Source organism: Paenarthrobacter sp. TAF1 (assembly GCF_052113825.1).
Lineage (GTDB): Bacteria > Actinomycetota > Actinomycetes > Actinomycetales > Micrococcaceae > Arthrobacter > Arthrobacter nicotinovorans.
Genome location: NZ_JBFRDO010000001.1, coordinates 192,991 through 217,930, shown reverse-complemented (window position 1 = coordinate 217,930; position 24,940 = coordinate 192,991). Strand labels below are relative to the sequence as shown.

At 61.4% G+C, this 24,940-nt stretch carries 26 protein-coding genes; 15 read left to right on the top strand and 11 right to left on the bottom strand.

Annotated features, from left to right (window positions below):
* The first annotated feature begins 32 nt into the window (after positions 1–32).
* The 3 genes from leuA (at position 33) to AB4Y81_RS00985 (ending at position 3,436) form a co-directional block, all read left to right on the top strand.
* Positions 33–1,772 carry a 2-isopropylmalate synthase gene (leuA, locus tag AB4Y81_RS00995; protein ID WP_026267156.1) on the top strand — a complete coding sequence of 580 codons (1,740 nt, stop codon included), beginning with the start codon at positions 33–35 and terminating at the stop codon, positions 1,770–1,772.
* Positions 1,773–1,856: 84 nt separating this feature from the next.
* Positions 1,857–2,609, top strand: coding sequence for a DNA repair protein RecO (gene recO, locus AB4Y81_RS00990; protein WP_018777694.1), 753 nt, complete (start codon positions 1,857–1,859; stop codon positions 2,607–2,609).
* Positions 2,610–2,611: 2 nt separating this feature from the next.
* Positions 2,612–3,436, top strand: coding sequence for an isoprenyl transferase (locus tag AB4Y81_RS00985; protein WP_026267155.1), 825 nt, complete (start codon positions 2,612–2,614; stop codon positions 3,434–3,436).
* A gap of 15 nt (positions 3,437–3,451) precedes the next feature.
* Here AB4Y81_RS00985 and AB4Y81_RS00980 read toward each other — a convergent pair whose 3' ends face one another.
* The 3 genes from AB4Y81_RS00980 to AB4Y81_RS00970 are packed head-to-tail and all read right to left on the bottom strand — an operon-like array spanning position 3,452 to position 7,269.
* Positions 3,452–4,522 (bottom strand): alpha/beta hydrolase, encoded by a 1,071-nt coding sequence (locus tag AB4Y81_RS00980; protein ID WP_441994873.1) that lies wholly within the window; start codon positions 4,520–4,522, stop codon positions 3,452–3,454.
* Positions 4,519–5,619, bottom strand: coding sequence for an alpha/beta hydrolase (locus tag AB4Y81_RS00975; protein ID WP_416429655.1), 1,101 nt, complete (start codon positions 5,617–5,619; stop codon positions 4,519–4,521). Before AB4Y81_RS00975 ends, AB4Y81_RS00980 begins: the two co-directional genes overlap by 4 nt.
* A gap of 9 nt (positions 5,620–5,628) precedes the next feature.
* Positions 5,629–7,269 (bottom strand): FAD-binding dehydrogenase, encoded by a 1,641-nt coding sequence (locus tag AB4Y81_RS00970; protein WP_193590576.1) that lies wholly within the window; start codon positions 7,267–7,269, stop codon positions 5,629–5,631.
* Between the two features lie 110 nt (positions 7,270–7,379).
* Between AB4Y81_RS00970 and AB4Y81_RS00965 the strand changes: the two genes are divergently transcribed.
* A complete protein-coding gene (locus AB4Y81_RS00965; protein ID WP_039241323.1) occupies positions 7,380–8,459 on the top strand; it encodes a quinone-dependent dihydroorotate dehydrogenase in 1,080 nt (359 codons plus the stop codon).
* A gap of 61 nt (positions 8,460–8,520) precedes the next feature.
* Here AB4Y81_RS00965 and AB4Y81_RS00960 read toward each other — a convergent pair whose 3' ends face one another.
* Positions 8,521–9,114, bottom strand: a complete 594-nt coding sequence (locus AB4Y81_RS00960; protein WP_039241322.1) for a DUF3043 domain-containing protein — start codon at positions 9,112–9,114, stop codon at positions 8,521–8,523.
* A gap of 125 nt (positions 9,115–9,239) precedes the next feature.
* Between AB4Y81_RS00960 and AB4Y81_RS00955 the strand changes: the two genes are divergently transcribed.
* From AB4Y81_RS00955 to AB4Y81_RS00935, 5 genes are all read left to right on the top strand, one after another.
* Positions 9,240–10,673 carry a dipeptidase gene (locus tag AB4Y81_RS00955; RefSeq protein WP_441994870.1) on the top strand — a complete coding sequence of 478 codons (1,434 nt, stop codon included), beginning with the start codon at positions 9,240–9,242 and terminating at the stop codon, positions 10,671–10,673.
* 161 nt (positions 10,674–10,834) lie between these two features.
* The gene (locus tag AB4Y81_RS00950) at positions 10,835–11,224 is read left to right on the top strand and encodes a HesB/IscA family protein (RefSeq protein WP_018777686.1); all 390 of its coding nucleotides are present in this window, start codon (positions 10,835–10,837) and stop codon (positions 11,222–11,224) included.
* Between the two features lie 183 nt (positions 11,225–11,407).
* The gene (gene ctaC / locus AB4Y81_RS00945; RefSeq protein ID WP_018777685.1) at positions 11,408–12,277 is read left to right on the top strand and encodes an aa3-type cytochrome oxidase subunit II; all 870 of its coding nucleotides are present in this window, start codon (positions 11,408–11,410) and stop codon (positions 12,275–12,277) included.
* Positions 12,278–12,287: 10 nt separating this feature from the next.
* The gene (ctaD, locus tag AB4Y81_RS00940) at positions 12,288–14,009 is read left to right on the top strand and encodes an aa3-type cytochrome oxidase subunit I (RefSeq protein ID WP_018777684.1); all 1,722 of its coding nucleotides are present in this window, start codon (positions 12,288–12,290) and stop codon (positions 14,007–14,009) included.
* Positions 14,006–14,407, top strand: coding sequence for a cytochrome c oxidase subunit 4 (locus AB4Y81_RS00935; protein WP_018777683.1), 402 nt, complete (start codon positions 14,006–14,008; stop codon positions 14,405–14,407). Before ctaD ends, AB4Y81_RS00935 begins: the two co-directional genes overlap by 4 nt.
* Positions 14,408–14,532: 125 nt before the next feature.
* Here the strand turns inward: AB4Y81_RS00935 and AB4Y81_RS00930 are convergent, their stop codons facing one another.
* Positions 14,533–14,826 carry an HPr family phosphocarrier protein gene (locus AB4Y81_RS00930; RefSeq protein ID WP_018777682.1) on the bottom strand — a complete coding sequence of 98 codons (294 nt, stop codon included), beginning with the start codon at positions 14,824–14,826 and terminating at the stop codon, positions 14,533–14,535.
* A gap of 156 nt (positions 14,827–14,982) precedes the next feature.
* On the opposite strand from AB4Y81_RS00930, the gene AB4Y81_RS00925 reads away from it, so the two are divergent.
* On the top strand, positions 14,983–15,774 hold the full coding sequence (locus tag AB4Y81_RS00925; RefSeq protein ID WP_018777681.1) for a GntR family transcriptional regulator: 792 nt from the start codon (positions 14,983–14,985) through the stop codon (positions 15,772–15,774).
* 180 nt (positions 15,775–15,954) lie between these two features.
* On the opposite strand, the gene qcrB is transcribed toward AB4Y81_RS00925, so the two are convergent.
* The 4 genes from qcrB to ctaE all read right to left on the bottom strand — a co-directional run bounded on the left by qcrB (position 15,955) and on the right by ctaE (position 20,288).
* Entirely contained in the window at positions 15,955–17,628 is a 1,674-nt protein-coding gene (gene qcrB / locus AB4Y81_RS00920) for a cytochrome bc1 complex cytochrome b subunit (protein WP_018777680.1), read from the bottom strand.
* Complete coding sequence (gene qcrA, locus AB4Y81_RS00915; RefSeq protein ID WP_018777679.1) at positions 17,606–18,676, bottom strand: cytochrome bc1 complex Rieske iron-sulfur subunit; 1,071 nt, start codon at positions 18,674–18,676, stop codon at positions 17,606–17,608. The genes qcrB and qcrA overlap by 23 nt, the downstream gene beginning before the upstream one ends.
* A 97-nt stretch (positions 18,677–18,773) precedes the next feature.
* Positions 18,774–19,562 carry a cytochrome bc1 complex diheme cytochrome c subunit gene (gene qcrC, locus AB4Y81_RS00910; RefSeq protein WP_018777678.1) on the bottom strand — a complete coding sequence of 263 codons (789 nt, stop codon included), beginning with the start codon at positions 19,560–19,562 and terminating at the stop codon, positions 18,774–18,776.
* A gap of 87 nt (positions 19,563–19,649) precedes the next feature.
* Positions 19,650–20,288, bottom strand: coding sequence for an aa3-type cytochrome oxidase subunit III (ctaE, locus tag AB4Y81_RS00905; RefSeq protein WP_079581410.1), 639 nt, complete (start codon positions 20,286–20,288; stop codon positions 19,650–19,652).
* Positions 20,289–20,436: 148 nt separating this feature from the next.
* Here ctaE and trpD point away from each other — a divergent pair, with 148 nt between their 5' ends.
* The gene (gene trpD / locus AB4Y81_RS00900) at positions 20,437–21,495 is read left to right on the top strand and encodes an anthranilate phosphoribosyltransferase (RefSeq protein WP_018777676.1); all 1,059 of its coding nucleotides are present in this window, start codon (positions 20,437–20,439) and stop codon (positions 21,493–21,495) included.
* 36 nt (positions 21,496–21,531) lie between these two features.
* Here trpD and AB4Y81_RS00895 read toward each other — a convergent pair whose 3' ends face one another.
* Both AB4Y81_RS00895 and AB4Y81_RS00890 read right to left on the bottom strand, forming a co-directional pair.
* A complete protein-coding gene (locus AB4Y81_RS00895) occupies positions 21,532–21,810 on the bottom strand; it encodes an Lrp/AsnC family transcriptional regulator (protein ID WP_018777675.1) in 279 nt (92 codons plus the stop codon).
* Positions 21,811–21,882: 72 nt separating this feature from the next.
* Entirely contained in the window at positions 21,883–22,272 is a 390-nt protein-coding gene (locus AB4Y81_RS00890) for a DUF3054 domain-containing protein (protein ID WP_039241318.1), read from the bottom strand.
* Positions 22,273–22,418: 146 nt separating this feature from the next.
* Between AB4Y81_RS00890 and AB4Y81_RS00885 the strand changes: the two genes are divergently transcribed.
* The 4 genes from AB4Y81_RS00885 (at position 22,419) to AB4Y81_RS00870 (ending at position 24,860) form a co-directional block, all read left to right on the top strand.
* Complete coding sequence (locus AB4Y81_RS00885; RefSeq protein WP_018777673.1) at positions 22,419–22,796, top strand: VOC family protein; 378 nt, start codon at positions 22,419–22,421, stop codon at positions 22,794–22,796.
* Positions 22,797–22,949: 153 nt separating this feature from the next.
* Positions 22,950–23,405, top strand: coding sequence for a VOC family protein (locus AB4Y81_RS00880; RefSeq protein ID WP_018777672.1), 456 nt, complete (start codon positions 22,950–22,952; stop codon positions 23,403–23,405).
* Between the two features lie 89 nt (positions 23,406–23,494).
* Positions 23,495–23,923 (top strand): VOC family protein, encoded by a 429-nt coding sequence (locus AB4Y81_RS00875; RefSeq protein WP_189075541.1) that lies wholly within the window; start codon positions 23,495–23,497, stop codon positions 23,921–23,923.
* A 418-nt stretch (positions 23,924–24,341) separates the two neighbouring features.
* Complete coding sequence (locus AB4Y81_RS00870) at positions 24,342–24,860, top strand: hypothetical protein (protein ID WP_441994863.1); 519 nt, start codon at positions 24,342–24,344, stop codon at positions 24,858–24,860.
* Positions 24,861–24,940: the final 80 nt, after the last annotated feature.

Here is a 24,940-nt window from a genome sequence, read left to right as displayed (position 1 = left end):
TCATTCAGTTCTTAGAGAAAAGGCCACACGTCATGCGTAATGCACAAAAGCCCTCCGGTATGCCCACCCACCGTTACCTGCCGTTCCAGGACCAGATCACGGTCGAGGTCCCGGACCGCACTTGGCCGGACAAGGTCATCACCAAAGCTCCGCGCTGGTGCGCCGTTGACCTGCGGGACGGCAACCAGGCGCTGATCGACCCGATGAGCCCGGCACGCAAGCTGAAGATGTTCCAGCTGCTGGTCAAGATGGGCTACAAGGAAATCGAGGTCGGCTTCCCGTCGGCATCGCAGACGGACTTCGATTTCGTCCGCCAGCTCATCGAGGGCGGCCACATTCCGGACGACGTCACGATCCAGGTATTGACCCAGGCGCGTGAGCACCTGATTGAACGGACCTACGAGTCATTGGTAGGTGCCAAGCAGGCGATCGTCCACCTGTACAACTCCACCTCCGTATTGCAGCGCCGAGTGGTCTTCAACCAGGACGAAGACGGCATCCTGGATATCGCGCTGCAGGGTGCGCGTTTGTGCAAGAAGTACGAAGAGACGCTGACCGACACGCACATCACCTACGAGTACTCGCCGGAGTCCTTCACGGGAACCGAGCTCGAGTATGCTGCACGCGTTTGCAACGCCATCGCCGACGTCTTTGAGGCCTCAGCCGATAAGCAGGTCATCATCAACCTGCCTGCCACGGTGGAAATGGCTACGCCGAACGTCTATGCCGACTCGATCGAGTGGATGCACCGTAATCTGCACCCGCGCGAAGGCATCATCATTTCGCTCCACCCGCACAATGACCGCGGCACGGGAGTTGCTGCAGCCGAACTCGGTTACCTGGCCGGTGCGGACCGTATTGAGGGGTGCCTCTTCGGCAACGGCGAACGCACTGGCAACGTTGACCTGGTCACGCTGGGGTTGAACATGTTCGTGCAAGGCGTTGACCCCATGATCGATTTCTCCGACATTGATGAAATCCGCCGGACAGTGGAGTACTGCAACCAGTTGCCTGTGCCGGAGCGCTCTCCCTACGGTGGCGATCTCGTCTTCACAGCGTTCTCGGGTTCGCACCAGGACGCCATCAAGAAAGGCTTCGAGGCTCTGGAGAAGGACGCCGCCGCTGCCGGCAAGCCCGTGGATGATTTCACCTGGCAGGTGCCCTACCTGCCGATCGATCCCAAGGACCTGGGTCGCAGCTACGAGGCTGTCATCCGCGTCAACTCCCAGTCCGGCAAGGGTGGCGTTGCCTACTTGCTGAAGAACGAGCACAATTTGGACCTGCCGCGGCGTGCCCAGATCGAGTTCTCGGGAGTTATCCAGCGACGCACGGACGCCGTGGGTGGCGAAGTCAGCGGGTCCCAGTTGTGGCAGATCTTCCAGGATGAGTACCTGCCCTCGGACGAAGAGCAGGCCCAGTGGGGCCGTTATACCTTGGGCAGCGTGAGCACCGAGACCGACGAGTCCGGCGCAATGACCATGAATGCGAACCTGCGGATCGAGGGTACTGAGGTTCGGCGCACCGGGCATGGCAACGGTCCCATTGCGGCCCTGTTGGACATACTGCACCAGGACGGCGTCGATGTCCGGGTTCTCGACTACAGCGAGCACGCGTTGTCGGAAGGCGGCAGCGCCAGTGCCGCCGCGTATGTTGAATGCGCCGTCGGAGAGCGTGTCCTGTGGGGAGTGGGAATTGACCCGAGCACCACAACGTCGTCCCTCAAGGCACTGATCTCGGCTGTGAACAGGGCCGTTCGGGACGCCCAGGCCTAGGCCCCGGCCGTGTGGTGACAGGAAACTCTGTCACCACACGGTCCGGCAACCGTCCCGGGTCCAGGCATAGTGCGAAGATTAGATGTGGCCAATCCATCGTTTGCAGCCCGGTCCTACCGGGACGATGCCGTGGTTCTCCGTACCCACAAGCTGGGCGAGGCGGATCGCATTATTACCTTGCTGACCAAGCACCATGGGCAGGTCCGTGCCGTGGCAAAAGGGGTCCGCAGGACCAGCAGCCGTTTCGGCGCGAGGCTTGAGCCCTTCATGGTGGCCGACCTTCAGCTGGTATCCGGCCGCACGTTGGACATCGTCACCCAAGCAGTGGCGAAAGGTGCCTACGGAAGCAGCATTGCTGCCGACTACGGCAGATTTACGGTGGCTGCCGCCATGACGGAGACAGCAGAAAAGCTGACCGACGCAGACACGGAATCGGGCACGGCCCAATACAACCTTCTGGTAGGTGCGCTGGCGGCCCTGAGCCGTTCGGACCACCCTCCGGAGTTGATCCTGGATTCCTATCTTCTGCGCGCGTTGGCCACGGGAGGCTGGGCCCCCAGCTTCACGGCCTGTGCACGGTGCGGTAAACCGGGACCCCACACAGCATTTGCTGCTCCGGTGGGCGGAATGGTCTGCGGCGACTGCAGGCCACCCGGATCACCGGCGCCGGCGGCTGAGACCGTGGTACTCCTGGGCGCTTTGTTGACAGGCAACTGGGAGGTCGCGGACGTTTCCGACCCGCGGCACCGCAGGGAAGCCGCCGGGCTGGTGGCGAGTTACCTGCAATGGCATTTGGAACGGGCCTTGAAATCACTCAAACACGTGGAGCGAAGCTGACAGTGGCACTTGGAAAGAAAAGCAAGACAACAGCGGCAAGGACTGCGCCGGTCGTCGCTCCTTACGGGCATCCATCCGGAGCGGTGCCGCCAGCAATTCCAAGTGAGCTTATCCCGCAGCACGTGGCCATCGTCATGGACGGCAATGGCCGATGGGCGAACCAGCGTGGATTGCCACGGATCGAGGGACACAAGGCCGGCGAACCTGCCCTCCTTGATGTGATGGCCGGAGCCATCGAACTGGGGATCAAGTACGTCAGCGTCTACGCTTTTTCTACAGAGAACTGGCGCCGTTCGCCCGAGGAAGTCCGCTTCCTCATGGGATTTAACAAGGATGTGTTAAGGCGGCAGCGGAACCAGCTGGACGACTGGGGCGTCCGGATCCGGTGGGCCGGCCGGCGGCCGCGGCTTTGGGGTTCGGTCATCAAGGAACTCGAAGAGGCCGAGGAATACACCAAGGGCAATGACACCTGTACCTTGACCATGTGTGTTAATTACGGCGGGCGGGCCGAGATTGCCGATGCCGTATCGGCCATTGCGCAGGACGTCGCAGCCGGCCGCTTGAAGCCTGGCTCTGTCTCGGAGAAGACCATACAGAGGTATCTGGACGAGCCCGATCTCCCGGACGTGGATCTCTTCCTCCGGAGTTCGGGGGAGCAGCGACTGTCCAACTTCCTGCTCTGGCAGTCCGCCTACGCGGAGTTCGTCTTCATGGACACCCTGTGGCCTGATGTGGACCGGCGCACCTTGTGGGACGCCGTCGAAATCTACGCCAAACGGGACAGACGCTACGGCGGGGCCGTCGATGCTGCCCCGGCAGCGGAATAGCACACGTGGGCTACATCAATACGGGTAGGCAGCCAGCCAGACGGCGACGTCCCGGTACGCCTGCTGCCGGACAGTGCGACGGGACAGGAAGACGTCGTGGAGCGCACCCGGATACCGGAACACTGCTGTCCGCCGGGCAAGGCCGAGAGCACGCCGGGAGGTCTGTTCGACGTCGATGACGGCGTCTGCGCGCATAAGGTCCGAGGTCCATTCCGCCTGAATCCTGGTGCGACCAGACAGGAGAACCAGGACAGGTGCGTCAATGTTCAGCTTGCGCTCCACTGCCGCGTGCCCCGCCAGTACTGCCTTGGTCCAACCGGCGCGAATGGGGAAGGACGTGCGCGGACGCCAGACCGGGTCCAACATCCATTCGCCGTGTGCCTCATTGCTGACGCTCTCCCAGTACGCCGGCATTTCCGGGAAGCGGAGGGGTCGTTTCGGGTCCGTGCGGGCAAAAGGTTCCACCAGGTGCATGGCGATGCTGCGGACGAGGCTGCTGCCCTGGAGTTCCAGCCAGGGGGAGTTAAGTACGAGGGTGCCGACCTTGCCCGGGTTGCGGTCGGCCCAGAGTGCCGCGATCAGCCCGCCAAGGGAGTGGGCAATCACGTGGATCGTAGGCGGAACAGGGTTGTTGGTCCGTTCTGCCACATCTGCTTCAATCGCCCGGAGGGCCGCGGACAGGTCTTCGTCGTAGACACCGAGATCCGAGGTGTAGCCGGGGGTTTGTCCCGGGAGCAGGCTTCTGCCGAATTTGCGGAGGTCCAGGGCATAGAACATAAAACCAGACGCGTTAAGGTACTCGGCCAGCTCGGTTTGGAGGAAGTAGTCTGCCCACCCGTGGAGGTAGAGCACCGCTCGCGGCGCCCCGCCGGACTCGGGCGGAGTACGGCGCTTTCTTTTTGCGAAGGTCGTCAGGAAGTCGAGGATTCCGTGCGGGGCGGTGTCCCCGGTGGGTGGCGAGTGCCGCACCAAGGTGGCTTTGACCGGGCCCTCTTCGTCAGTCCCCAAGGGCAAATCCAGGCTCTCGTAGTTGTGGCCCAGTACATCCGGCCCCCACTGTATTCCGGCGTTACCTGTAGCCGTCATGCATCCCCCTTCTGTTGGTGTTCCATGCTGTGGTGTTCCTGGGCCGGGTGCTCCGGCACGGTGGTTTCCGGCACGGTGGTTTCCGGCACGCTGCCTTGCGGGCCGCCATAGCGCATGTATCCACTGATCCAGCGGCCCAGCCTCGCATAAGCGTCCTGCCGCACTGCAGGTGCCGAAAGGAAGACATCGTGGAGCCCGCCATCAATGCGTTCCAGGGTGACTGTCCGGCCCAGTGCCATGGCCCGGAGGGCGATAATGCCGACATCCAAGACGGCATCGGAGCGACGCATCGATTCCTGCCACACCATGCCATTGGCGCTGGCCGCAGATGTAAGGACCAAGACCGGCATCTGCAGGTTCAACCCTTGCGATACCAGCGCATGGCCCGCGAAGACGGCGCTGAGCCAGCCTGCCCGGACAGGGAAGGCAAGCGGGGGCCGGTACTTCTCGTCCAGCGCCCATTCACCCTCGGCGCTGCTGCTGATGCTCCGGAAGTAGAAGCCTCTCTCCGGCAGCCTCAGTATGGTTTCAGGACGAAGTTTGGCCAAGGGAGCCAGCACAGTGTGGACGGCACGACGAACCAACGAATGACCGTGCATTTCCAGCCATGGACTGTCGAGGACCAGGAACTGAAGTTCGTCCTGGTGCCGGCTTGCCCACAGCGCTGCAATCAATCCGCCGGTTGAGTGTCCCATCAAGGTCAGACTGCCCGGAGGGACGCCGGCACGGTCAGCACGGATGAGTTCCAGGGCTCCGTCGATTTCGGCGTCGTAGTAGGCCAAGTCAGCCACGTAGCCACCCGGGCTGTCCGATCGAAGACTTCGTCCGTGGTTGTGCATGTCAAGGGCATAGAAGTCGTAACCCTGGCCCGCCCAGAACCGGGCCAACTCCGTATTGAAGAAGTAGTCGCTCCAACCGTGCAGGAACAGGACGGCACCATAGGGGGCGTTTCCAGCCCCCGGACCTTCGTGCGGCCGGGCAGGCAGTTCCGCCCTGTGACGGATCAGAGTGGCGCGGCGGACGACGCCGTCAGGCCCTGCCGCCTCAAAACTGCAGGATTGAAAGTCCTTTCCCAGGATGTCAGGGGTCCACTCCATGGCCCTAGCTTAGACACTGGCGGCGGCTTCCCGCCCCGCGGCCCTCCCGCTGAAGAGACAGCCGCCGAGGAAGGTTCCTTCCAGGGCACGGTACCCGTGGATGCCGCCTCCGCCGAACCCCGCCGCCTCGCCGGCAGCGTAGAGGCCCGCTATGGCATGACCGTCATCGTTGAGCACCCTGGACTTCAGATCCGTCTGGAGGCCGCCAAGGCTCTTTCTGGTGAGGACGGACAGGCGGATGGCTATCAAGGGGCCGTGAGTCGGGTCCGTCAGACGGTGCGGGGGCGCGACGCGCATCAATTTATCCGTGGCAAATCGCCGTGCAGCCCTGATTGCCGCGAGTTGGGGGTCCTTTCCCAAGCCGCTGGACACTTGGCGGTCACGTGCTTGGACCAGGGCCTCAAGGGACCCGGCATTGATCAGCTGGTTGCCGGTTAGTTTGTTCATCCCTGCAGCGAGTTCCCGCACCGAGGCGGCCTGGATGAAGTCTTCGCCCTTGTCCAGGAAACGCTGGATGGGGGAGTCGGCGCCGGGTTTCAGGCGTGAAGCCAACAGACGGACATCCTTGCCTGTCAGATCCGGGTTCTGTTCCGATCCGGACAGGGCAAGCTCCTTGAGCGCGATGGTCCGATTAAGGACAAACCAGGAATACCCGTGGTTGGTCGCGACAATGTGGCGCAAAGCGCCCAGCGAATCGAAGCCGGGAAACAGCGGGGCGGGCAGCTGGGCTCCGGTGGCGTCCAGCCACAGGGACGACGGGCCCGGAAGGATGCGGATGCCGTGCTGTGGCCAGACGGGATCATAATTGCGGATTCCCTCCGGGTAGTGCCACATCCTGTCACCGTTGATCAACGAGCCACCCGCTGTCGCTACCGCCGGAAGGAACCCGCCGTCCACTGACGCGGGCACACCGCTGAGCATCTCCGCAGGCGCCTTTCCCCCCGGCCATTGCCGCCTGACAACCTCATGGTTGCCGCCGATCCCTCCGGTGGTCACCACCACCGCCCCCGCATTCACTTCGAAGTCTCCGACGGTGACCCGGGACGATGCCTGACCCCGCACCGCCGTCGACTGTTCCAGGACCTGGCCGGCCACGCCGGTGACCTTTCCCGCCGTCGTCGTCAGGGCTGCGGCGCGGTGCCTGAAGCACATCCGCACCTTTCCCGCGGCCACACCCTCCTGCACTTTGGCCAGGAAGGGTTGGACGAGCGCCGGACCTGTTCCCCACGTGACGTGGAAGCGGGGCACCGTATTGCCATGACCCTGTGGTCCGTAGCCTCCCCGCTCCGCCCACTGGACCAATGGAAAGATGCCGACGCCCAGGCTCCTGAGCCAACTCCTCTTCTCGCCGGCTGCGAAGTTGACATAGGCCTCGGCCCAGGCCCGCGCCTGCGTATCGGCGGGCCGGTCGAAAGCGGCGGAGGCGAACCAGTCAGACAACGCGAGCTCGGTACTGTCCTTGACGCCGAGCCTGCGCTGTTCCGGGGTGTCGACCATGAAGAGGCCGCCGAAGGACCAGTGGGCCTGACCGCCGAGCGAGGCTTCCGGCTCTTGGTCCAGCACGATGACGCTCTTTCCGGCGGCATACGCTGTGGCAGCGGCCACGAGCCCCGACAGGCCGGCGCCGACTACTGCGATGTCGGCAGTCATTGGCTGATGTTCATGATGTGCGTCACTATCTACCGGCGGCATGCGTACATGCTAGCGGCTTCCATGGTCACGGGTTTGGCGAGTTGTCCCGGAACGGCAAAACTAGGATCATGCGTGTTTACCCCACATTCTTCAAGTTGGCCTTTTCCTGGATGGATGCCGAGAAGGCCCACAAGATCGGTTTCCAGGGAATCCGGCTTGCCCACCGTTCGGGCGCCGGTCGGATCCTGGCAAAGCTGACTGCGCCTGATGCCTCCTTGAGGACGGAGGCGTTGGGCCTCACTTTTCCGTCGCCGTTCGGTTTGGCCGCCGGCTTCGACAAGGAAGGCCACGGCATTGAGGCCCTGTCCGAGCTCGGTTTCGGCCATGTGGAAGTTGGCACCATCACCGGTCAAGCTCAGCCGGGCAACGAGAAGCCCCGGCTGTTCCGCCTGATCGAGGACCGCGCTGTTATCAACCGCATGGGATTCAACAACGACGGCGCCGCGGCAGTTGCGCCGCGGCTTAAGTCGGCACGGGCTGCTTTGCAAAGGCAGTACCGTGACACACGGCCAATCATCGGGGTCAACATCGGCAAGACCAAGGTAGTGGAGCTGGAGGACGCCACTGAGGACTACCTGGTGAGTGCAAGGACCCTGGCTCCGGCGGCGGATTATCTGGTGGTCAACGTCAGCTCACCGAACACGCCTGGCCTCCGTCTGTTGCAGAACGTCGAAACCCTCCGCCCGCTCCTGAGGGCCGTCGGCGACGCCGCCGATGAGTCCGCGGGGCGGCATGTGCCGCTGCTCGTCAAGATTGCTCCGGACCTGTCCGATGAAGACATTGACGATGTCGCCCGCCTGGCGCTGGACCTTAAGCTTGATGGCATCATTGCCACCAACACCACGATTTCCAGGGGCGGCCTCATGTCTGATCCCGCAAAGGTTGATGCCCTCGGTGCCGGTGGATTGTCCGGGGCGCCCCTCAAGCAGCGCTCCCTGGAGGTTCTGCGCCGCCTCAAGGAAGCGGTCGGCGATCAGCTCGTTCTCATCGCTGTTGGTGGCGTAGAGACACCCCGCGATGTGCAGGACCGGCTGGATGCCGGAGCAACCTTGGTGCAGGGATACACGGCCTTCCTCTATGAAGGTCCGTTCTGGGTTTCCCGCATCAACAAGGGCCTGGTAAAGCTCCGCAAGCGGTCATCCCGCTAAAGCGCAAAAGCAGGAGACCCCGGACCAATGGTCCGGGGTCTCCTTTTGAATGGTGTGGCTACTAGGCCGGGTACTGCCCGCGCTTCACCTGTGGCTTGGGCAGGCGAAGCTTGCGGAACTGGAGCGCACGCATGCAGCCGTACCAAACGGATCCGCGCTCAACCTCGCCGAATTTTGCTGTCAGCTGTTTGCGGAGCTTGCGCGACAGGATGAACACGTCAACGAAGACTGCGAGGAACATGATCCAGAAGCCGACAAGGACGTAGCTGATGCCGGCGCTGGTGGGCGGAATGATCAGCGAGATCACGACGAACAGCAAAGCTCCGAACATGAGGTATTCGCCCAGGCTGAAACGGGCATCGACGTAGTCGCGCACGTACCGCTTCTGGGGTCCCTTGTCCCGTAGGGGGAGGAACTTCTCGTCACCGGTGTCCAGGGCCTGGCGCATTTTCTGGCGCTGGTCCTGAATTGCCACCCTTTCCGCAGCCTTCGAGGCCTTGCGGTCGGTGGGCACCAGGGGGCGTTTCCGGGCTGCTTCCTGGGCCTTCCGCTTGGGCGTAGGGGTGCCCTTACCGGCACCCGGTCCCGGGGCGGTGGCGTAGGCCTGGTCTACTACTGACTGAGCGCTGGGCTCTTCCTTTTTACGTCCGAACACCCATACAGAATACCCTCGGCGAGGTGGCGCACGTTACCTCGTGGGAGGTTGGCCGGGGTTATGGGTCCGGTCAGCCCGGCCTTGCATCCCGCGGGGGCTTGTTACCCGGAGGTAAAGTGTGGGCCATGACTTCAGCGCATGCGGAGAACCCGCAGAACAAGCAACAGCACTCCGGCGACATCCCGGTCGAGGAACTGGAGAAGGCGGTCAACGAGGCCTTCAACTCCACCATGGATTCCCTGAAGAACCTGGTGTCCATTCCCGGCATTGCATGGCCCAGCTTCGACCCCAATGAACTCGATCGAAGTGCCGAGGCCGTATCTTCCCTGGTACAGGCCGCCGGCATGCCGGACGTCCGTATCCTGAGGTGCAACAAAGCCGACGGTACCCCCGGCGGCCCTGCCGTCGTCGCCCGTCGACCCGCCGCGGACGGCAAGCCCACCATCCTTCTGTACGCCCACCACGACGTACAGCCGCCGGGTAACCGGGATCTGTGGACCTCTGGGCCCTTTATGGCGGAAGAACGGGACGGCCGTCTGTACGGGCGCGGTGCGGCCGATGACAAAGCAGGCATCATGGCCCACCTGGCTGCTTACAGCGCCGTCAGCGAAGTTCTTGGCGAAAAGTTCGGCCTCGGCGTGACCTTCTTCTTCGAGGGCGAGGAAGAGGCGGGCTCGCCCACTTTCCGCACCTTCCTTGAGGAACACCAGGAGCTGCTCCGTTCGGACGTCATCGTGGTGGCCGATTCGAGCAACTGGAAAGTGGGTGTTCCGGCCCTGACTACCAGCCTCCGTGGCTTGGTGGACGGCACGTTCGAAGTCCGCGTCCTGGACCACGCCGTCCACTCAGGGATGTTCGGTGGGCCGGTTCTGGACGCTCCTACGCTTCTGTCACGCCTGATCGCCACACTCCACGACGACGACGGCAACGTGGCAGTCGCCGGGCTGGTGGGGCGTGATGACGTGGTGGTCGACCTCACCGAAGAGGACTACCGCGCCGACGCGTCAGTGCTCGACGGCGTGCGGCTCGCCGGGAGCGGGACCATCGGTTCGCGCCTCTGGACCAAGCCGGCGTTGTCCATCATCGGCATGGATGTACCGGCCGTCGACGTGGCCTCCAACACCTTGATTCCCGCAGCACGTGCCAAATTCAGCATGCGCCTGGCCCCTGGCCAGGACCCCGAAGCTGCCATGGACGCTTTGAAGAACCACGTTGAGTCGAGGGCGCCATTCGGAGCCAAGGTGACATTTACGCCGGGGGAGCGCGGGAACGCCTTCAGCACCGACACGACCTCATCTGCCGCCCGTGTCGCTTTGTGGGCCTTGGAACAGTCCTGGGGCGTGCAGCCGGTGGAAATGGGAATCGGCGGGTCCATTCCCTTCATTGCCGACCTCCTGGAAATGTATCCGGACGTCCAGATCCTGGTGACAGGGGTGGAAGATCCCGATTCCCGCGCGCATAGCGCCAACGAATCCCTCCACATCGGCGACTTCCGCCACGCAGTGTTGGCTGAAGCGTTGATGCTTGCACGTCTGAATGCCGAGGGGCTGGGGGCTTAGTCCCTGTTTAGCAGGGAACAAGGAAATGCTGTCAGTGGTTACGTCTGGAGTTATAGCAAAGCGTCTGCGCGACGTAGCATTAGCTATAACCCGTATGTAATTGGGTAAGGGCAGGCAGCGTCCCGGCGCCGCCTCCAGAAGCTTCATAAGAAGGTAGGCCAATGAGCACTGCAACCAACGAAAACAGCACCGGAACACAGGTCGTCACCAGTGACGAACTGCCCACGCACGAGGTCAATCTGACCGACGTCGCAGCAGGCAAGGTCCGCAGCCTCCTCGAACAGGAAGGGCGCACCGATCTTCGGCTGCGCGTTGCAGTCCAGCCTGGCGGATGCTCCGGCTTGATCTACCAGCTCTACTTTGACGAGCGCATGCTCGACGGAGACGCTGTGCGTGACTACGACGGTGTCGAGGTCATCGTGGACAAGATGAGTGTCCCTTACCTCAGCGGTGCAAGCATCGACTTTGAAGACACCATTTCGAAGCAGGGCTTCACCATTGACAACCCGAACGCCGGCGGGTCTTGCGCCTGCGGTGATTCGTTCCACTGATGTGAGCCATCGCCGCATGTCGGCGCCCCTCCGGGCCGCTTCAAAAGCGTTCGGAGCCACGGCGCTGACATGTGCGCGAAAACCGCCTGATAGCGGTAAGCTCTACATCGGGTAGTAAAACTTTTAGTGTGCCCGGTGAGCCTTCGGCCTGCCGGGAGACAGCAACAAGAGGAAGGGCCGTCTGTGAGTTCGCAGAACCGAACCGGCAGCCGACGCATAAAGATCACCTCGATCACTGGCTTGGCACTCGCCGGCGCGTTGGTTTTGACCGGATGTTCACCAGAGGTAGAGAAGGGTTGGCTGCCTACAGAGCGCGGCACGACCAACCACACTGACCGGATCATGGACCTCTGGGTCAACTCATGGATCGCCGCCTTGGCAGTCGGTATCATCACGTGGGGCCTCCTGGTCTGGTGCATCATTGCTTACCGTCGCCGTAAGGGCACCACGGGATTCCCCAAGCAGCTCAGCTATAACCTGCCGCTCGAGGTCTTCTACTTGACCATCCCGCTGTTCATGGTGCTGGTGTTCTTCTACTTCACCGACCAGGACCAGCGCGCGATCGACGATCGTTCACAGCCTGCAGATGTCGTTGTTGATGTCCGCGGAAAGCAGTGGGCCTGGGACTTCAACTACAAGCAGGGCCAGGTCATCTCCGAGGACCTCCACGAAGCCGGCGTTCAGGCTCACCTGACGGGCGCCGAAGTGGACAAGGAACTGCTCCCCACCCTGTACTTGCCGGTTGGCAAGTCCGTGGACCTGGAGCTGAACTCCCGCGATGTCATTCACTCCTTCTGGGTTCCCGCCTTCCTTCAGAAGCGCGACATGATCCCCGGCAAGACGAACTACATCCGGTTCACTCCCACCAAGGAGGGCACCTTCGATGGAAAGTGCGCCGAACTCTGCGGTGAATATCACTCCGAAATGCTCTTCCGCGTCAAGGTTGTCTCCGAGTCTGAGTTCAAGGCCCACATGGACAAGCTCCGCCAGGATGGCAACACGGGCCTGCTCGGTGCGGAATACGACCGCAATCCGAACCTGAACGAAAAGTAAGGGGAGCGACGTGGCTACTTACACTCAATCCGCCGGGACCCTTGAGGCTCCCGTAGTTCCTAAATCCAAGGGACGCATTGTCGTCAACTGGATCACCTCCACGGACCACAAGACCATCGGGTACATGTACCTCATTGCGTCGTTCGTGTTCTTCTGCCTCGGTGGCGTCATGGCGCTCCTGATCCGTGCAGAACTGTTCGAGCCGGGCATGCAGATCCTGCAGACCAAAGAGCAGTACAACCAGATGTTCACGATGCACGGCACCGTGATGCTGCTGATGTTCGCAACCCCGCTGTTCGCCGGCTTCGCCAACGTCATCATGCCGTTGCAGATTGGTGCCCCGGACGTTGCGTTCCCGCGTCTGAACGCCCTGGCGTTCTGGTTCTTCCTCTTCGGCTCCACCATCGCCGTATCCGGCTTCATCACCCCGCAGGGTGCTGCCAGCTTCGGTTGGTTCGCTTACGCACCGTTGTCGAATACGACATTCAGTCCGGGTGTCGGTGGTGACCTGTGGGTCTTCGGGCTCGCGCTCTCCGGTTTCGGAACCATCCTTGGTGCCGTCAACTTCATCACCACCATCATCTGCATGCGCGCTCCGGGCATGACCATGTGGCGTATGCCGATCTTCACCTGGAACACCCTGGTGACGGCAATCCTCGTCCTCATGGCCTTCCCGCCGCTTGCAGCTGCACTCTTCGCCCTTGGCGCTGACCGCCGCTTTGGTGCCCACATCTTCGATCCCGAAAACGGCGGTGCCGTCCTCTGGCAGCACCTGTTCTGGTTCTTCGGCCACCCCGAGGTGTACATCATCGCCCTGCCGTTCTTCGGTATCGTTTCCGAGATCTTCCCGGTCTTCAGCCGGAAGCCGATTTTCGGTTACAAGGGCCTTGTCTACGCAACCATCGCCATTGCAGCTCTGTCCGTGACCGTGTGGGCCCACCACATGTACGTGACCGGTTCCGTCCTGCTTCCGTTCTTCGCTTTCATGACGATGCTGATCGCAGTACCGACGGGCGTGAAGTTCTTCAACTGGATCGGCACCTTGTGGCAAGGATCCATCACATTCGAGACGCCTATGCTCTGGAGCATCGGCTTCCTGGTGACGTTCCTCTTCGGTGGCCTGACGGGCATCATCCTGGCATCGCCGCCGCTGGACTTCCACGTTTCCGACTCCTACTTCGTGGTCGCCCACTTCCACTACGTGGTCTTCGGTACCGTCGTGTTCGCCATGTTCGCCGGCTTCTATTTCTGGTGGCCCAAGTGGACCGGCAAGATGCTGAACGAACGTCTCGGGAAGATCCACTTCTGGCTGCTGTTCCTCGGCTTCCACGGCACGTTCCTGATCCAGCACTGGCTGGGTGTTGAAGGTATGCCGCGTCGCTACGCCGACTACATGCCGCAGGACAACTTCACGTGGATGAACCAGTTCTCCACTATTTCCTCCTTCGTCCTGGGCGCTTCGCTGCTGCCGTTCTTCTGGAACGTCTACATCACGTGGCGCAGCAACAAGAAGGTTGAAGTAGATGACCCGTGGGGCTTTGGTGCTTCGCTGGAATGGGCAACCTCGTGCCCGCCGCCGCGCCACAACTTCACTTCCTTGCCCCGTATTCGCTCCGAACGCCCGGCCCTGGATCTCCACCACCCGGAGTTGGCCCAGGTGCACACCGCCGAGGCTCCGTCACCCGCAGCAGCAGTTCTGGGTAACGCCGACCAGAGGGACGTCAGCAAATGAAAATTGAATCGTGGCTCTTCGGAGCCGGAGTCTTCTTCTTCGTACCCGTAGCGATTGCGTACGGCTTCCTGACCGAATGGTCCGAGTGGGTTGGCGTGCTCGGCATCCTGCTCGTAGGTGGCCTCGCAGGCATGATCGGTGCTTACCTTGGCTTCACAGGCAAGCGCATCGGAATGCGCCCGGAGGACCGTCCTGACGCAGAGATCCACGAGGGTGCGGGGGAGCAGGGTCACTTCAGCCCCTGGAGCTGGTGGCCCCTGGTTCTTGGCCTCTCGTGTGCAGGTGGATTCCTCGGCTTGGCCGTAGGTTTCTGGGTAACCTACGTGGCCGGTGGCCTGGCCATCGTTGCCTTGATCGGCTGGGTCTTCGAATACAGCCGCGGCGACCACGCCCACTAGCAGTTCCAGAACGGCAATAAGGATGGGCCCTACCAAAAGGTGGGGCCCATCCTTATTTGTGTATTCAGGGTTCTTTTTCGCGTCCGGCATCCCCGTGTGATGGGTGATCCGCGCGCAACGTAGCCTCAGCGGGCCTCAGGAGCCTCCAAGACGGAGGAAAGAGCAGCAAGGGCATTCCGTGCCGTCCAGAGAGTTTGAGAGTCCGTGAGCGCATCGGGGGCGACCTCAAGAAGAACTTCACATCCGTGGCCGAAGTCCTCTGTCATGACCTCGAGCAGAGATCGGGCGTCGACCGGCTTGCCGTCTGTCTTCCGGATTGTCACGGGCAGTCCTGTCTCCGTGACGGCACGGACAAAAACTGCTGCCGCGCGGGCATGAAGGCCGATCTCAGCGGCGACTAAGGCTTTTTGCTGCGGCAAGCCAGCTCCTTTGCTACGGCGGTTTACTCCGCCAGGAAATGATCCATACAAGAGTAGCCGCCATCCCGGGAAGCCCACCAGTTCAATGTCCGCTGGTCTAGACCTGTGGCTGTCTGTCTTATCCTTGAAACATGACTCAATTGCTGGATTTCTGCTGTGGCTGACGCAGCCGGCATTGCTGGCGAGATTGACCGTTCCAGCAGCACGCCCATCTACATTCAACTGCGTGAAATCCTTCGTACCTTCATTGGGCAGTCGTGTCCGCCGGGTTCGGCCCTTCCTTCCGAACGGGATCTCTCGGAGCGCTTTGGCCTTGCACGCATGACTGTTCGACAAGCCATCGATGCGCTGGTCGGCGAAGAAGTCATAGAGCGGGTCGTAGGCTTGGGAACTTTCGTGAGGAAGCCCAAGCTGGACCTTCAGGTGAAGCTGACCTCCTACAGTGAGGAAATGCAGCGGCGCGGCATGGTCCCGGCCGCCAAGGTTCTGAGTTTTGAACAGATTGCAGCCAGTGCGTTTCTGGCGCGGGAACTGCAGCTCGACGAGGGAACGCCCCTGGTTCGGTTCCGGCGGCTTCTCCTGGCCGATAACGAGCCCATGAGCGTGGACGAGAACTTCATTCCGGCACACCGCGTTCCAGGACTTCTCGATGAGGCCCCGCCAACGTCGCTGTACAACGTTCTGAGCGAACGGTATGGCCTGGTCATGGAGTGGGGCGAGGACATGATCGAGGCAACGGCTGCGTCACCGTCCACTGCAAGGTTGCTGAACGTGGACGTCGGATCGCCGCTGCTGAAGATCCAGCGCCATGCCTTCGTTGCGCGTGCAATGGTGGACTATTCCGTCTCCTACTACCGGGCCGACAGGTACAAGCTGTGGGTACCCTTGCAGCGGCCTGGAGTGCGTCCAACGCGCAATTATGCATCGGGATACCGGACCACGCAGTAGAGCCTGCCCGGCGCACCGTCGGGTGGCTGTTGGGTAGCCGTCGGGTGGCTGTCGGGTGGGCCTCCGCACCATCGGTGTGGGACTGGACATCCGACCCCTTCCAGCGTTCTTTGAGATCCAACAACAGAAGGGGCACAGTCCGCATGGACTGTGCCCCTTCTGTTGTCGAGGTCCGGGCCGTTAGTGGCTCAGGCTCTTTTGCTCGTCGGCCGCTTCGATGGCCTCGTGGTGGCCATGTGCGTGCGCGGCTTCAAGTTCCGCAGGCGTTGCCGGAGCAACGCGGTCTTCGAAGAACCAGCGGGAAAGCGCTGCACGGCGCTTTTCCTTGCGGGTTACTACGCCATGCTCGTTCGGCTGCGCCGGCAGGGGAGCCGGTGATTCGAAGCCTACGAGCTTGTAGCGCTTGTACTCGTCCAGGGGTGCGTGGACTTCGATGAACTCGCCGTGCGGGAGCCGAACGATACGTCCGGTTTCGCGACCGTGGAGTGCAATTTCGCGGTCCTTGCGCTGGAGAGCCAGGGCAATTCGCTTGGTGACGATGAAGGCGATGATCGGGCCGATGAAGAACAGCGTCCGCAACCAGTACGTCACGTCATTCAGTGACACGTGGAAGTGAGTGGCAATGAGGTCCGAGCCGGCCGCGGCCCACATAACGCAGTACCAAGTGAAACCGGCCACGCCGATCGCAGTGCGGGTGGGTGCATTGCGGGGGCGGTCCAGAACGTGGTGTTCACGGTTGTCCTTGGTGACCCAGCGTTCGATCCATGGGTACATGAACAGAACGGTGAAGATGATTCCCGCAGGAACCAGGGCCGGAAGAAGCACGTTCAGCGTGAGCGTGTGTCCAAAGACGATCCACTCGAAGTGGAAGTTGTTGATGACACCCGGCATAAGGCGAAGGGCGCCGTCGACGAATCCGATGTACCAGTCAGGCTGGGTGCCGGCCGAGACAGGGGAGGGGTCGTAAGGCCCGTAGTTCCAGATCGGGTTGATGGTGAACGCTGCCGCCATGAGCGCCAGAACACCGAACACGATGAAGAAGAAGCCACCGGCCTTGGCCGCGTAAACCGGGCCGAGGGGGTAACCGACGACGTTGCCGTCGTTGCGGCCCGGGCCAGGGTACTGCGTGTGCTTGTGGACAACCACCATGAAGAGGTGGATCACGATCATCAGCAGGATGAGGGCGGGCACCAGGAGGATGTGGAGCACATACAGGCGGCCGATGATGGCCGTACCCGGGAACTCCCCACCGAAGAGGAAGAAGGAGATGTACGTTCCGATGACCGGAATCGACTTGATCACGCCGTCGATGATGCGCAGGCCGTTACCGGACAGCAGGTCATCGGGGAGGGAGTAACCGGTGAAGCCGGCAGCCATGGCGAGGATCAGCAGGACGCCGCCCACAACCCAGTTCATTTCGCGGGGCTTGCGGAAAGCGCCCGTGAAGAAGACACGCAGCATGTGAACGCCGAGGGATGCCACGAACAGCAGTGCTGCCCAGTGGTGTACTTGGCGCATGAAGAGACCGCCACGGACATCGAACGAGATGTTCAGCGACGAGTTGTAGGCAACAGACATTTCGACGTTGTACAACGGCGTGTAGGAACCCTGGTAGTGGGTTTCTGCCATGGACGGATCGAAGAAGAAGGTCAGGAAGGTACCCGACATCAGCAGGATGACGAAGGAATACAGCGCCACCTCACCGAACATGAACGACCAGTGGTCAGGGAAGACCTTCCGGCCGAACTCGCGCAGGATGCCGGAGCCGCCAACACGCTCGTCTACAAAGTTGGTGAAACTACCAACCTTGGTCTTCGGAACGAAGGGGGCTTCAGCTGTTGATGAGGCGCTCATGCTCGTCACGCTCCCAGTAACTCGGTCCTACAGGTTCTCTGAAGTCGCTGGTAGCGACGAGGTAGCCCTCTGCATCAACCGCGATAGGCAGCTGGGGAAGCGGACGGCTGGCCGGCCCGAAGATGACCTTGCATTCCTGCGTGAGGTCAAAGGTGGACTGGTGGCACGGGCACAGAAGGTGGTGCGTCTGCTGCTCGTAAAGAGCGACAGGGCATCCGACGTGCGTGCAGATCTTGGAGTAAGCAACGATTCCGTTGTAGCTCCAGCTCTCGCGTCCCTCGGAAGGATTCAGCGAGTTCGGGTCCAGACGCATCAAGAGGACAACGGCCTTGGCCTTTTCGTTCAACTTGCCCTCGTGGAGCTCGTTGAGGCCCTCGGGGATAACGTGGAAGGCCGAACCGATGGTGACATCCGAGGCCTTGATGGGTGTGCCATCGGGGTCGCGGGTCAGGCGCTTGAGCTTGCCGCCCTCCGGAGCCCACATGGTGTGCGCCAGAGCCTTGTCAGGACGCGGACCCAAGTCGCCAAAGATGGCAAGAGCGGGCAGGGGAGCCAAAGCGACAGCACCAAGAAGGGTGTTGCGGATCAGCGGACGGCGCTTGATGCCGGTTTCCTCGACGATGTCGTCGACGATGCGCACAGCTGCCTGGCGGTCCTCTTCGGTACGGATAGCGTGGCGCTCTTCAGAGACTTCGTGATCGGGCATCAGGGCCTTGGCCCAGTGCACGATGCCGGTGCCGATACCGAGCATCGCGAAGGCCGTGCCGAGGCCCAGAAGAAGGTTCTGGGTGCGGATGGTTGCAATGGTGGTGTCGTCGCCAAGGTCAATGGCGAAGTACGCCACCAGGAAGACCAGCGTTCCGATGACGGAGGTGCCAAACAGAATGGCTACCTGACGCTCGGCGCGCTTTGCGGCTACCGGGTCCGTGTCAGCCAGGCGCAAACGATGCGGAGGGAGTCCAGGATCCTGGAACTTCTCCACCTCATTCTGACCAGCCGTAGCTACGGTGCCCGAGTGGTTCGGACTGCCGTCACTATGGTTGCCCATAATTCGCCTCATCCTTCTCTCGTTGTCTCGGCCGGGGCCGAGTTATTTTCAGTTTCAAACTGCTGATCGTGCAGCAGAAGTTTTCGTTGCTTCGCGATCAGGACGTGCGGGACGTCAGCCAGATCGTGAATGCGATGATGACACCCAAGCCGGCAACCCACACGAACAGGCCTTCGGAGACCGGGCCGAGGGATCCAAGGTCAGCGCCACCCGGCGAACCATTGGCTTCAATGGTCTTCAGGAAGGTGATGATGTCGCGCTTGTCTTCAGGGGTGACGTTCGAGTCGTTGAACACGGGCATGTTCTGCGGGCCCGTGGCCATTGCCTCATAAATGTGCTGTGAGCTGACGCCTGCAAGAGCCGGAGCGAACTTGCCTCGTGTCAGGGCTCCACCAGCAGCAGCTGCGTTGTGGCACATGGCGCAGTTGACGCGGAAGAGTTCGCCACCCTTGGCAGCGTCTCCCTTGCCGTCCAGGAGGTGCTCTTCCGGAATGGCCGGGCCTGCGCCAAGGGATGCAACATAGGCAGAGAGCTGCTTGGTCTGCTCTTCATTGAACTGGGCGGGCTTCTGCTGGGCCTGCGGGCCGTTCATCTGCATGGGCATACGACCGGTACCAACCTGGAAGTCAACCGCAGCAGCACCCACGCCGACCAGCGAGGGGCCGTCCTGGGTTCCGCTGGCACCCATGCCGTGGCAGGTGGCGCAGTTGGCGGCGAAAAGCTTGCCGCCTTCTTCTACGTCACTGGCGCTGTAGCTTGTGGTGTCGGCCTTGGCCTGGTTGACAGATGTGGCAACGGCGTACAGCCCACCAGTGAGGAGGAGGCCCATCAATAGCAGCGCTATGGCTGCCAGTGGGTGACGTCGCTTCTGCGAGAGTGCCTTCACGTGGTGGTTCCTTTATTCGATCCTGCGTCGGCTCCGTGAGCCGCTTCTTGAAATTCTGCCTCTTGTAGAAAAAGAGTCAAGCCGGGCTTACTTGAGGACGTAGATGACCAGGAAGAGGCCAATCCAAACAACGTCAACGAAGTGCCAGTAGTACGAGGTGACGATTGCCGACGTCGCTTCAAAGTGTCCGAACTTCTTGGCCGCAAACGCACGGCCGATGATGAACAGGAAAGCGATCAGGCCGCCGATGACGTGGAGGCCGTGGAAGCCCGTGGTCATGTAGAAGGCGGAGCCGTAGGCATTGGAGGACAGGGATACGTGCTCGGATACGAGCATGGCGTATTCCGTCGTCTGCCCGGCAACGAAGAAGGCACCCATGATGAAGGTGAGGGTAAACCATTCGGTCATGCCCCAGCGGGTGAACTGCAAGAGCCCGCCGGTGCGGCGGGGTTCGAGCCGCTCGGCGGCAAAGACGCCCATCTGGCAAGTAAAGGAACTTGCCACAAGGACGATGGTGTTGACGAGCGCAAACGGGAAGTTGAGCTTGGCCGTCTCCTCGGCCCACATCAGTCCTGATGTGGATCGCAGGGTGAAGTACATGGCAAAGAGGCCGGCGAAGAACATCAACTCACTGGACAGCCAAACTACGGTTCCAACAGAAACCAAGTTAGGGCGGTTCAGCGTCGGGTGCGCCGGGGTACTGGGGGCATGGGTCGCAGATGTCACAAGGACATTATGTCTGTAAAAGTCCAGAGTTCCCAATGCAAACCACCGATTCGGGAGACTTTTTCTACAAAGACGCGAAATCGCGCGGAAAAGTTCCCGGCGTGGTTCACATTGGTCATCGGCGTGGCTGGCTCGATAGCATCAGGGAGTGACTTCTCCGGCATCGGCACCTGCAGCCAGCAATACCTGGCCAGGGCTCATCTCAGCACTGATCAACGGCGACGACCTTGCAGTGGACAACACAGCGTGGGCCATGAACACGATCATGTCCGGAGAAGCTACTCCATCGCAGATTGCAGGCTTCCTGGTGGCCTTGCGGGCCAAGGGCGAGACCGTTGAGGAGCTTGCTGGTCTGGTGGAGGCCATGGTCCAGCATGCCAATCCCATTTCGATCTCGGGTGAAAAGCTGGACATCGTTGGAACCGGCGGGGACCGCCTCAACACTGTGAATATCTCCACAATGGCGGCACTGGTGGCTGCGGGCGCCGGAGCCAAGGTTGTAAAGCACGGCAACCGGGCTGCTTCATCGACCTCGGGCTCGGCGGATGTCCTGGAGGCACTTGGTGTGCGCCTGGATCTGTCCATCGACCAGGTGGCGCGCAACGCGGAAGAGGCCGGAATCACGTTCTGCTTTGCTCAAGTCTTCCACCCCTCGTTCAGGCACACGGCAGTCCCTCGGCGGGAATTGGCCGTTCCTACGGCGTTCAACTTCCTGGGTCCCATGACCAACCCCGCACATGTCCAGGCATCTGCCGTGGGCGTGGCGAATGCGCGGATGGCGCCCCTTGTTGCCGGCGTGCTGGCCCGCCGCGGTAGCCGCGGCCTTGTGTTCCGTGGAGATGACGGGCTTGATGAACTTACGCCAACGGGGCCATCCACGGTGTGGGAGATCAGGGACGGTTCCGTGACAGAAGAGGTGTTCACACCTGCCGAGCTCGGTATCAAACCGTCCACCGTAGCGGACCTCCGTGGTGGGGACGCCACGGTGAATGCTGGCGTCGTCCGGGAAGTGCTTGACGGCAAGCCCGGTCCCGTCAGGGACGCGGTGCTCCTCAACGCAGCTGCAGGGTTGGTGGCATTCGATCTCCACGCTGACGGAAGCCTGCTGGACCGGATGCGGGCTGCCTTCGGCAGGGCAACTGAGTCGATTGATTCCGGGTTGGCTGCCGGAGTGCTGGCCAAATGGACGGCCCTCAGCCAAAGCTGATTTGGCTCACGTTCTTCCCGTGCGCAGGCTCAGTCCTTATTCAAAACCGAGGGCAAATGCGGCGTCCAGGTCATGCTGTGAGTAGGCGCGGAACGCAATGTGCGTGGTGGTATGGACCACTGAAGGCACCTTGGACAAGCGATCTGCAATGACGTCCGCGAGATCCTCGTGCTTGGACACCCGGGCAACAGCGATGAGGTCCCATTCGCCGGTGACTGAATAGACCTCGCTGATGCCTTGGATGGCCGAGATTTGTTCGGCGGTTTCCGGGATGCGCGAGGCATCGGTCTTGATCAGGACAAAAGCGGTGATCACGTGGGGCCTTTCCGGAAAAGCATCGTTGCGGACGCTCCCCAGCCTAGTGCATGTGCTGGTTGGAGGATCGGATCAGGCTCGGCGTTGCCGGCTTGCCGACACCCGACGGACCAACGCAATCACCGCACGGAAGCCAAGCAGGAAAACACCCAGGCTGATCAGCGCAACAATGACAAACGGCAGGACGACGGTTTGTCCCGTCACGGCCCTCAACATCATGCCGACGATCACGGCCGCGAGCCACACTGCCACGCCGGATGGCCAGACGGCGAACGGCGCACGCCACACCCGCAGGACAAGCCAGCCGAGCAACGCGCCTACCAGGAACGGCCATGCTGTGATGAAGGCGCCGGAAATAATGTCTCCGCGGGCATGGGCGTCACGGCCGATCGCAGCGAACACGAGAATCAGCAGAAGATCGGCGGCCGCGGCTGTAAGCCAGGATTTCGAGGTTGAAAGCATGATCCTGACAATATCGGGGGAGGAGGGCCACCGCGAAGTTGAGCGTTCCCCGAAAGTCGGTGTGCGGTGGACACTTGCGCGTAGTGCACCGCTGAGGCGACGATGACCGGGAGGGGCCGACAGCAGCCCGCGCTCCGGGAGGTCGAATGAAACTGCTCCAGGTGGCCCAGCACGCCGGCGATCTGCAGCGGGCAGCTGCCTTCTACTCGGCACTGTTGGGCTCGGAACCGAAGGCGCTGTTCGACCCTCCCGGACTTCTGTTTTTCGATGTTGGCGGCGTGCGGCTGCTTCTGGAGGAGGCCGCGCCCTCATCCCTCTTGTATCTGGAGGTAGGTGACCTCCACGGCTTGGTGTCAGGTCTTAAGGAGCGCGGCGTCCGGGTCATATCTGAACCCCACATGATTTTCGCCCACGAAGACGACCTTTTGGGTCCTGCGGAGTCGGAGGAGTGGATGGCGTTCATCGAGGACAGCGAAGGCAATACGGTCGGGCTGGTCAGTCGGGTCAGGCCGGCGGGCGACTGACCTGGATTGGATGGTGCGCCCCCCTGTTGCGACACTGTGCGGTGGGACCGGCGTGCCAGTCTCCACCCGCCGTCGGGCATTGTTTGGACGAAACGGGGCTATTAGCCTCGTGTGGGGACGATCGGTTCCCAAGACCTTTGGAAGGTTGGCAGGATGCAGAAGATTTCCACTTGTTTGTGGTTCGACGGCCAAGCGGGGGAGGCGGCGGAGTTCTACACGTCGACGTTCGCAAATGCGTCCATGGGGCAGCCAATGCCGGGTCCCGATGGCACGGTCATCATGGTCGGATTCGAAATCGGGGGCCGGGAGTTCATGGCATTGAACGGAAGGCCGGGACTTGGCTTCACCGAGGCCATCTCCTTGGTTGTGAACTGCGAAAACCAAGATGAGGTGGATAGATACTGGGACGCGCTGGTTGATGGGGGAGAGGAGGGCCGGTGCGGGTGGCTCAAAGACAAGTTCGGTGTCTCCTGGCAAATCATCCCGACCGCAATGCCCGAGTTTTTGAACGGTCCGGATGAGGCCGGATCCCGCCGTGCCATGGAGGCCATGATGACGATGGGAAAACTTGACCTGGCGGTGCTGAAAAAGGCCTACGACGGAGACTAGAAAGTTTGGGGGACAGGCGCCTCTGGGCGCTGTTAGCATTGCCGCACGGTGACGTGCGCACCCTTCATAACCATGAGGAGAACTGACTGATGACCACCCGCCTCAATCCATACATCTCGTTCCTCGACAACGCCAGGGACGCAATCAATTTCTATGAGTCCGTCTTCGGCGGCGAATTGACTCTTAGCACCTTCGGGGACTTCCAGGCCAGCCAAGACCCTGCGGAAGCCGATAAGGTCATGCACGCCCAATTGACGACGCCGAACGGCCTGACGCTGATGGCGGCAGATACGCCCAACGGCATGGAGTACAACCCGGGTAACAACATGTCTGTCTCCTTGAGTGGTGAAGCTGCGGACGATGCGGAGCTGCGCGGCTACTGGGAGAAACTTGTCGACGGCGGCACGGTCACCGTGCCGCTCGAGAGCGCTCCGTGGGGCGACACCTTCGGCATGTGCGTGGACAGGTTTGGCATCGCATGGTTGGTCAACATCGCCGGGGAACAACAGGCCCAATAGCGCCACTCTCCATGCCCGCTACGGCCATGCCGTAGCGGGCCGCGACAGGGATGCCCGTCCGGATAACCGGACGGGCATCCTTTTTGATTGCTGCTCCGGATGCGACTGACTCGCTTGTCACATAGTCAGTTGATAAAGTCACGAAAGTCGCAGGGTTGTCATAAACGAGACAACACTGTCAAGTAAATAACGGGCTAACTCCTTGTAACTGAGGCACTTGAAGCTTGTTTGGATAGTCCCGCGGTGATAGCGTTTCGCTGGCTGGACATATGGGGGATTCGGCAAGCATTTGGCTAAGACTTTTAGCGGCCCAATCATCACTTGAAATTCTTCATTAACCCAGGGGAAGCAAATGAGAAGAACTATTGCGACAATTGTGCTCGCAGGAACTGTCATGTTCGCTGGAGCCACGTCCTCCATGGCCAGTACCTACCCGGCGCCCGGCAATGAGCAGGGAACCGTTTCGGACGGCACGATCGATCGTGGTGAAACGATCACCTTTTCCGGCGGCGGATACATCCCAGGCGAGACTGTCAACGTTAGTTTCGAGAAGAGAGGTGGCCCGCGGGGGAGCGCCCCAGCCAACTTCGGCGTCATCGCCGACGGCAATGGCACCATCTCCACAAACATAACCTTCGACAACGCCGGCAATTACATGATTTCCGCCGTCGGTGCCACATCCGGCAATATTCGTTCGGCGCGCGTGGCAGTGAATAACGGCAACCACGGACGCGGAAATAATGGCAATGGCAAGGGCGGCTCTGATTTCGTTGCTGTCTCCAGTGTTACTGATGCTGGAGCGGCAGTTGGTGTGGCGGATTCGAGTGCCGGCTCCGGCATGGTCATATGGGGGCTGGTTGGTGCCGGTGTGCTGGCGGCGGGCGCGGCGTCCGTGGTGGTCGTGCGTCGTCGTGCGGGTACCAGTACGACAGATTAGAAGACTTTCATAACGCGGGGTGGGTGTTCCTTGAGGGATCACCCACCCTGATCACTTTCAACATTGGAGTGAATTCCCGT

Excerpts from the sequence above, each read along its gene's own strand:
- leuA (WP_026267156.1), top strand. The coding sequence starts at position 33 with ATGCGTAATGCACAAAAGCCCTCCGGTATGCCCACCCACCGTTACCTG.
- AB4Y81_RS00870 (WP_441994863.1), top strand. The coding sequence starts at position 24,342 with ATGGCCAGTACCTACCCGGCGCCCGGCAATGAGCAGGGAACCGTTTCG.
- qcrA (WP_018777679.1), bottom strand. The coding sequence starts at position 18,676 with ATGGGCAACCATAGTGACGGCAGTCCGAACCACTCGGGCACCGTAGCT.
- AB4Y81_RS00965 (WP_039241323.1), top strand. The coding sequence starts at position 7,380 with ATGCGTGTTTACCCCACATTCTTCAAGTTGGCCTTTTCCTGGATGGAT.
- AB4Y81_RS00885 (WP_018777673.1), top strand. The coding sequence starts at position 22,419 with ATGAAACTGCTCCAGGTGGCCCAGCACGCCGGCGATCTGCAGCGGGCA.
- AB4Y81_RS00935 (WP_018777683.1), top strand. The coding sequence starts at position 14,006 with ATGAAAATTGAATCGTGGCTCTTCGGAGCCGGAGTCTTCTTCTTCGTA.
- AB4Y81_RS00970 (WP_193590576.1), bottom strand. The coding sequence starts at position 7,269 with ATGACTGCCGACATCGCAGTAGTCGGCGCCGGCCTGTCGGGGCTCGTG.
- AB4Y81_RS00880 (WP_018777672.1), top strand. The coding sequence starts at position 22,950 with ATGCAGAAGATTTCCACTTGTTTGTGGTTCGACGGCCAAGCGGGGGAG.
- AB4Y81_RS00875 (WP_189075541.1), top strand. The coding sequence starts at position 23,495 with ATGACCACCCGCCTCAATCCATACATCTCGTTCCTCGACAACGCCAGG.
- AB4Y81_RS00890 (WP_039241318.1), bottom strand. The coding sequence starts at position 22,272 with ATGCTTTCAACCTCGAAATCCTGGCTTACAGCCGCGGCCGCCGATCTT.
- qcrB (WP_018777680.1), bottom strand. The coding sequence starts at position 17,628 with ATGAGCGCCTCATCAACAGCTGAAGCCCCCTTCGTTCCGAAGACCAAG.
- AB4Y81_RS00980 (WP_441994873.1), bottom strand. The coding sequence starts at position 4,522 with ATGACGGCTACAGGTAACGCCGGAATACAGTGGGGGCCGGATGTACTG.
- AB4Y81_RS00975 (WP_416429655.1), bottom strand. The coding sequence starts at position 5,619 with ATGGAGTGGACCCCTGACATCCTGGGAAAGGACTTTCAATCCTGCAGT.
- AB4Y81_RS00955 (WP_441994870.1), top strand. The coding sequence starts at position 9,240 with ATGACTTCAGCGCATGCGGAGAACCCGCAGAACAAGCAACAGCACTCC.
- AB4Y81_RS00950 (WP_018777686.1), top strand. The coding sequence starts at position 10,835 with ATGAGCACTGCAACCAACGAAAACAGCACCGGAACACAGGTCGTCACC.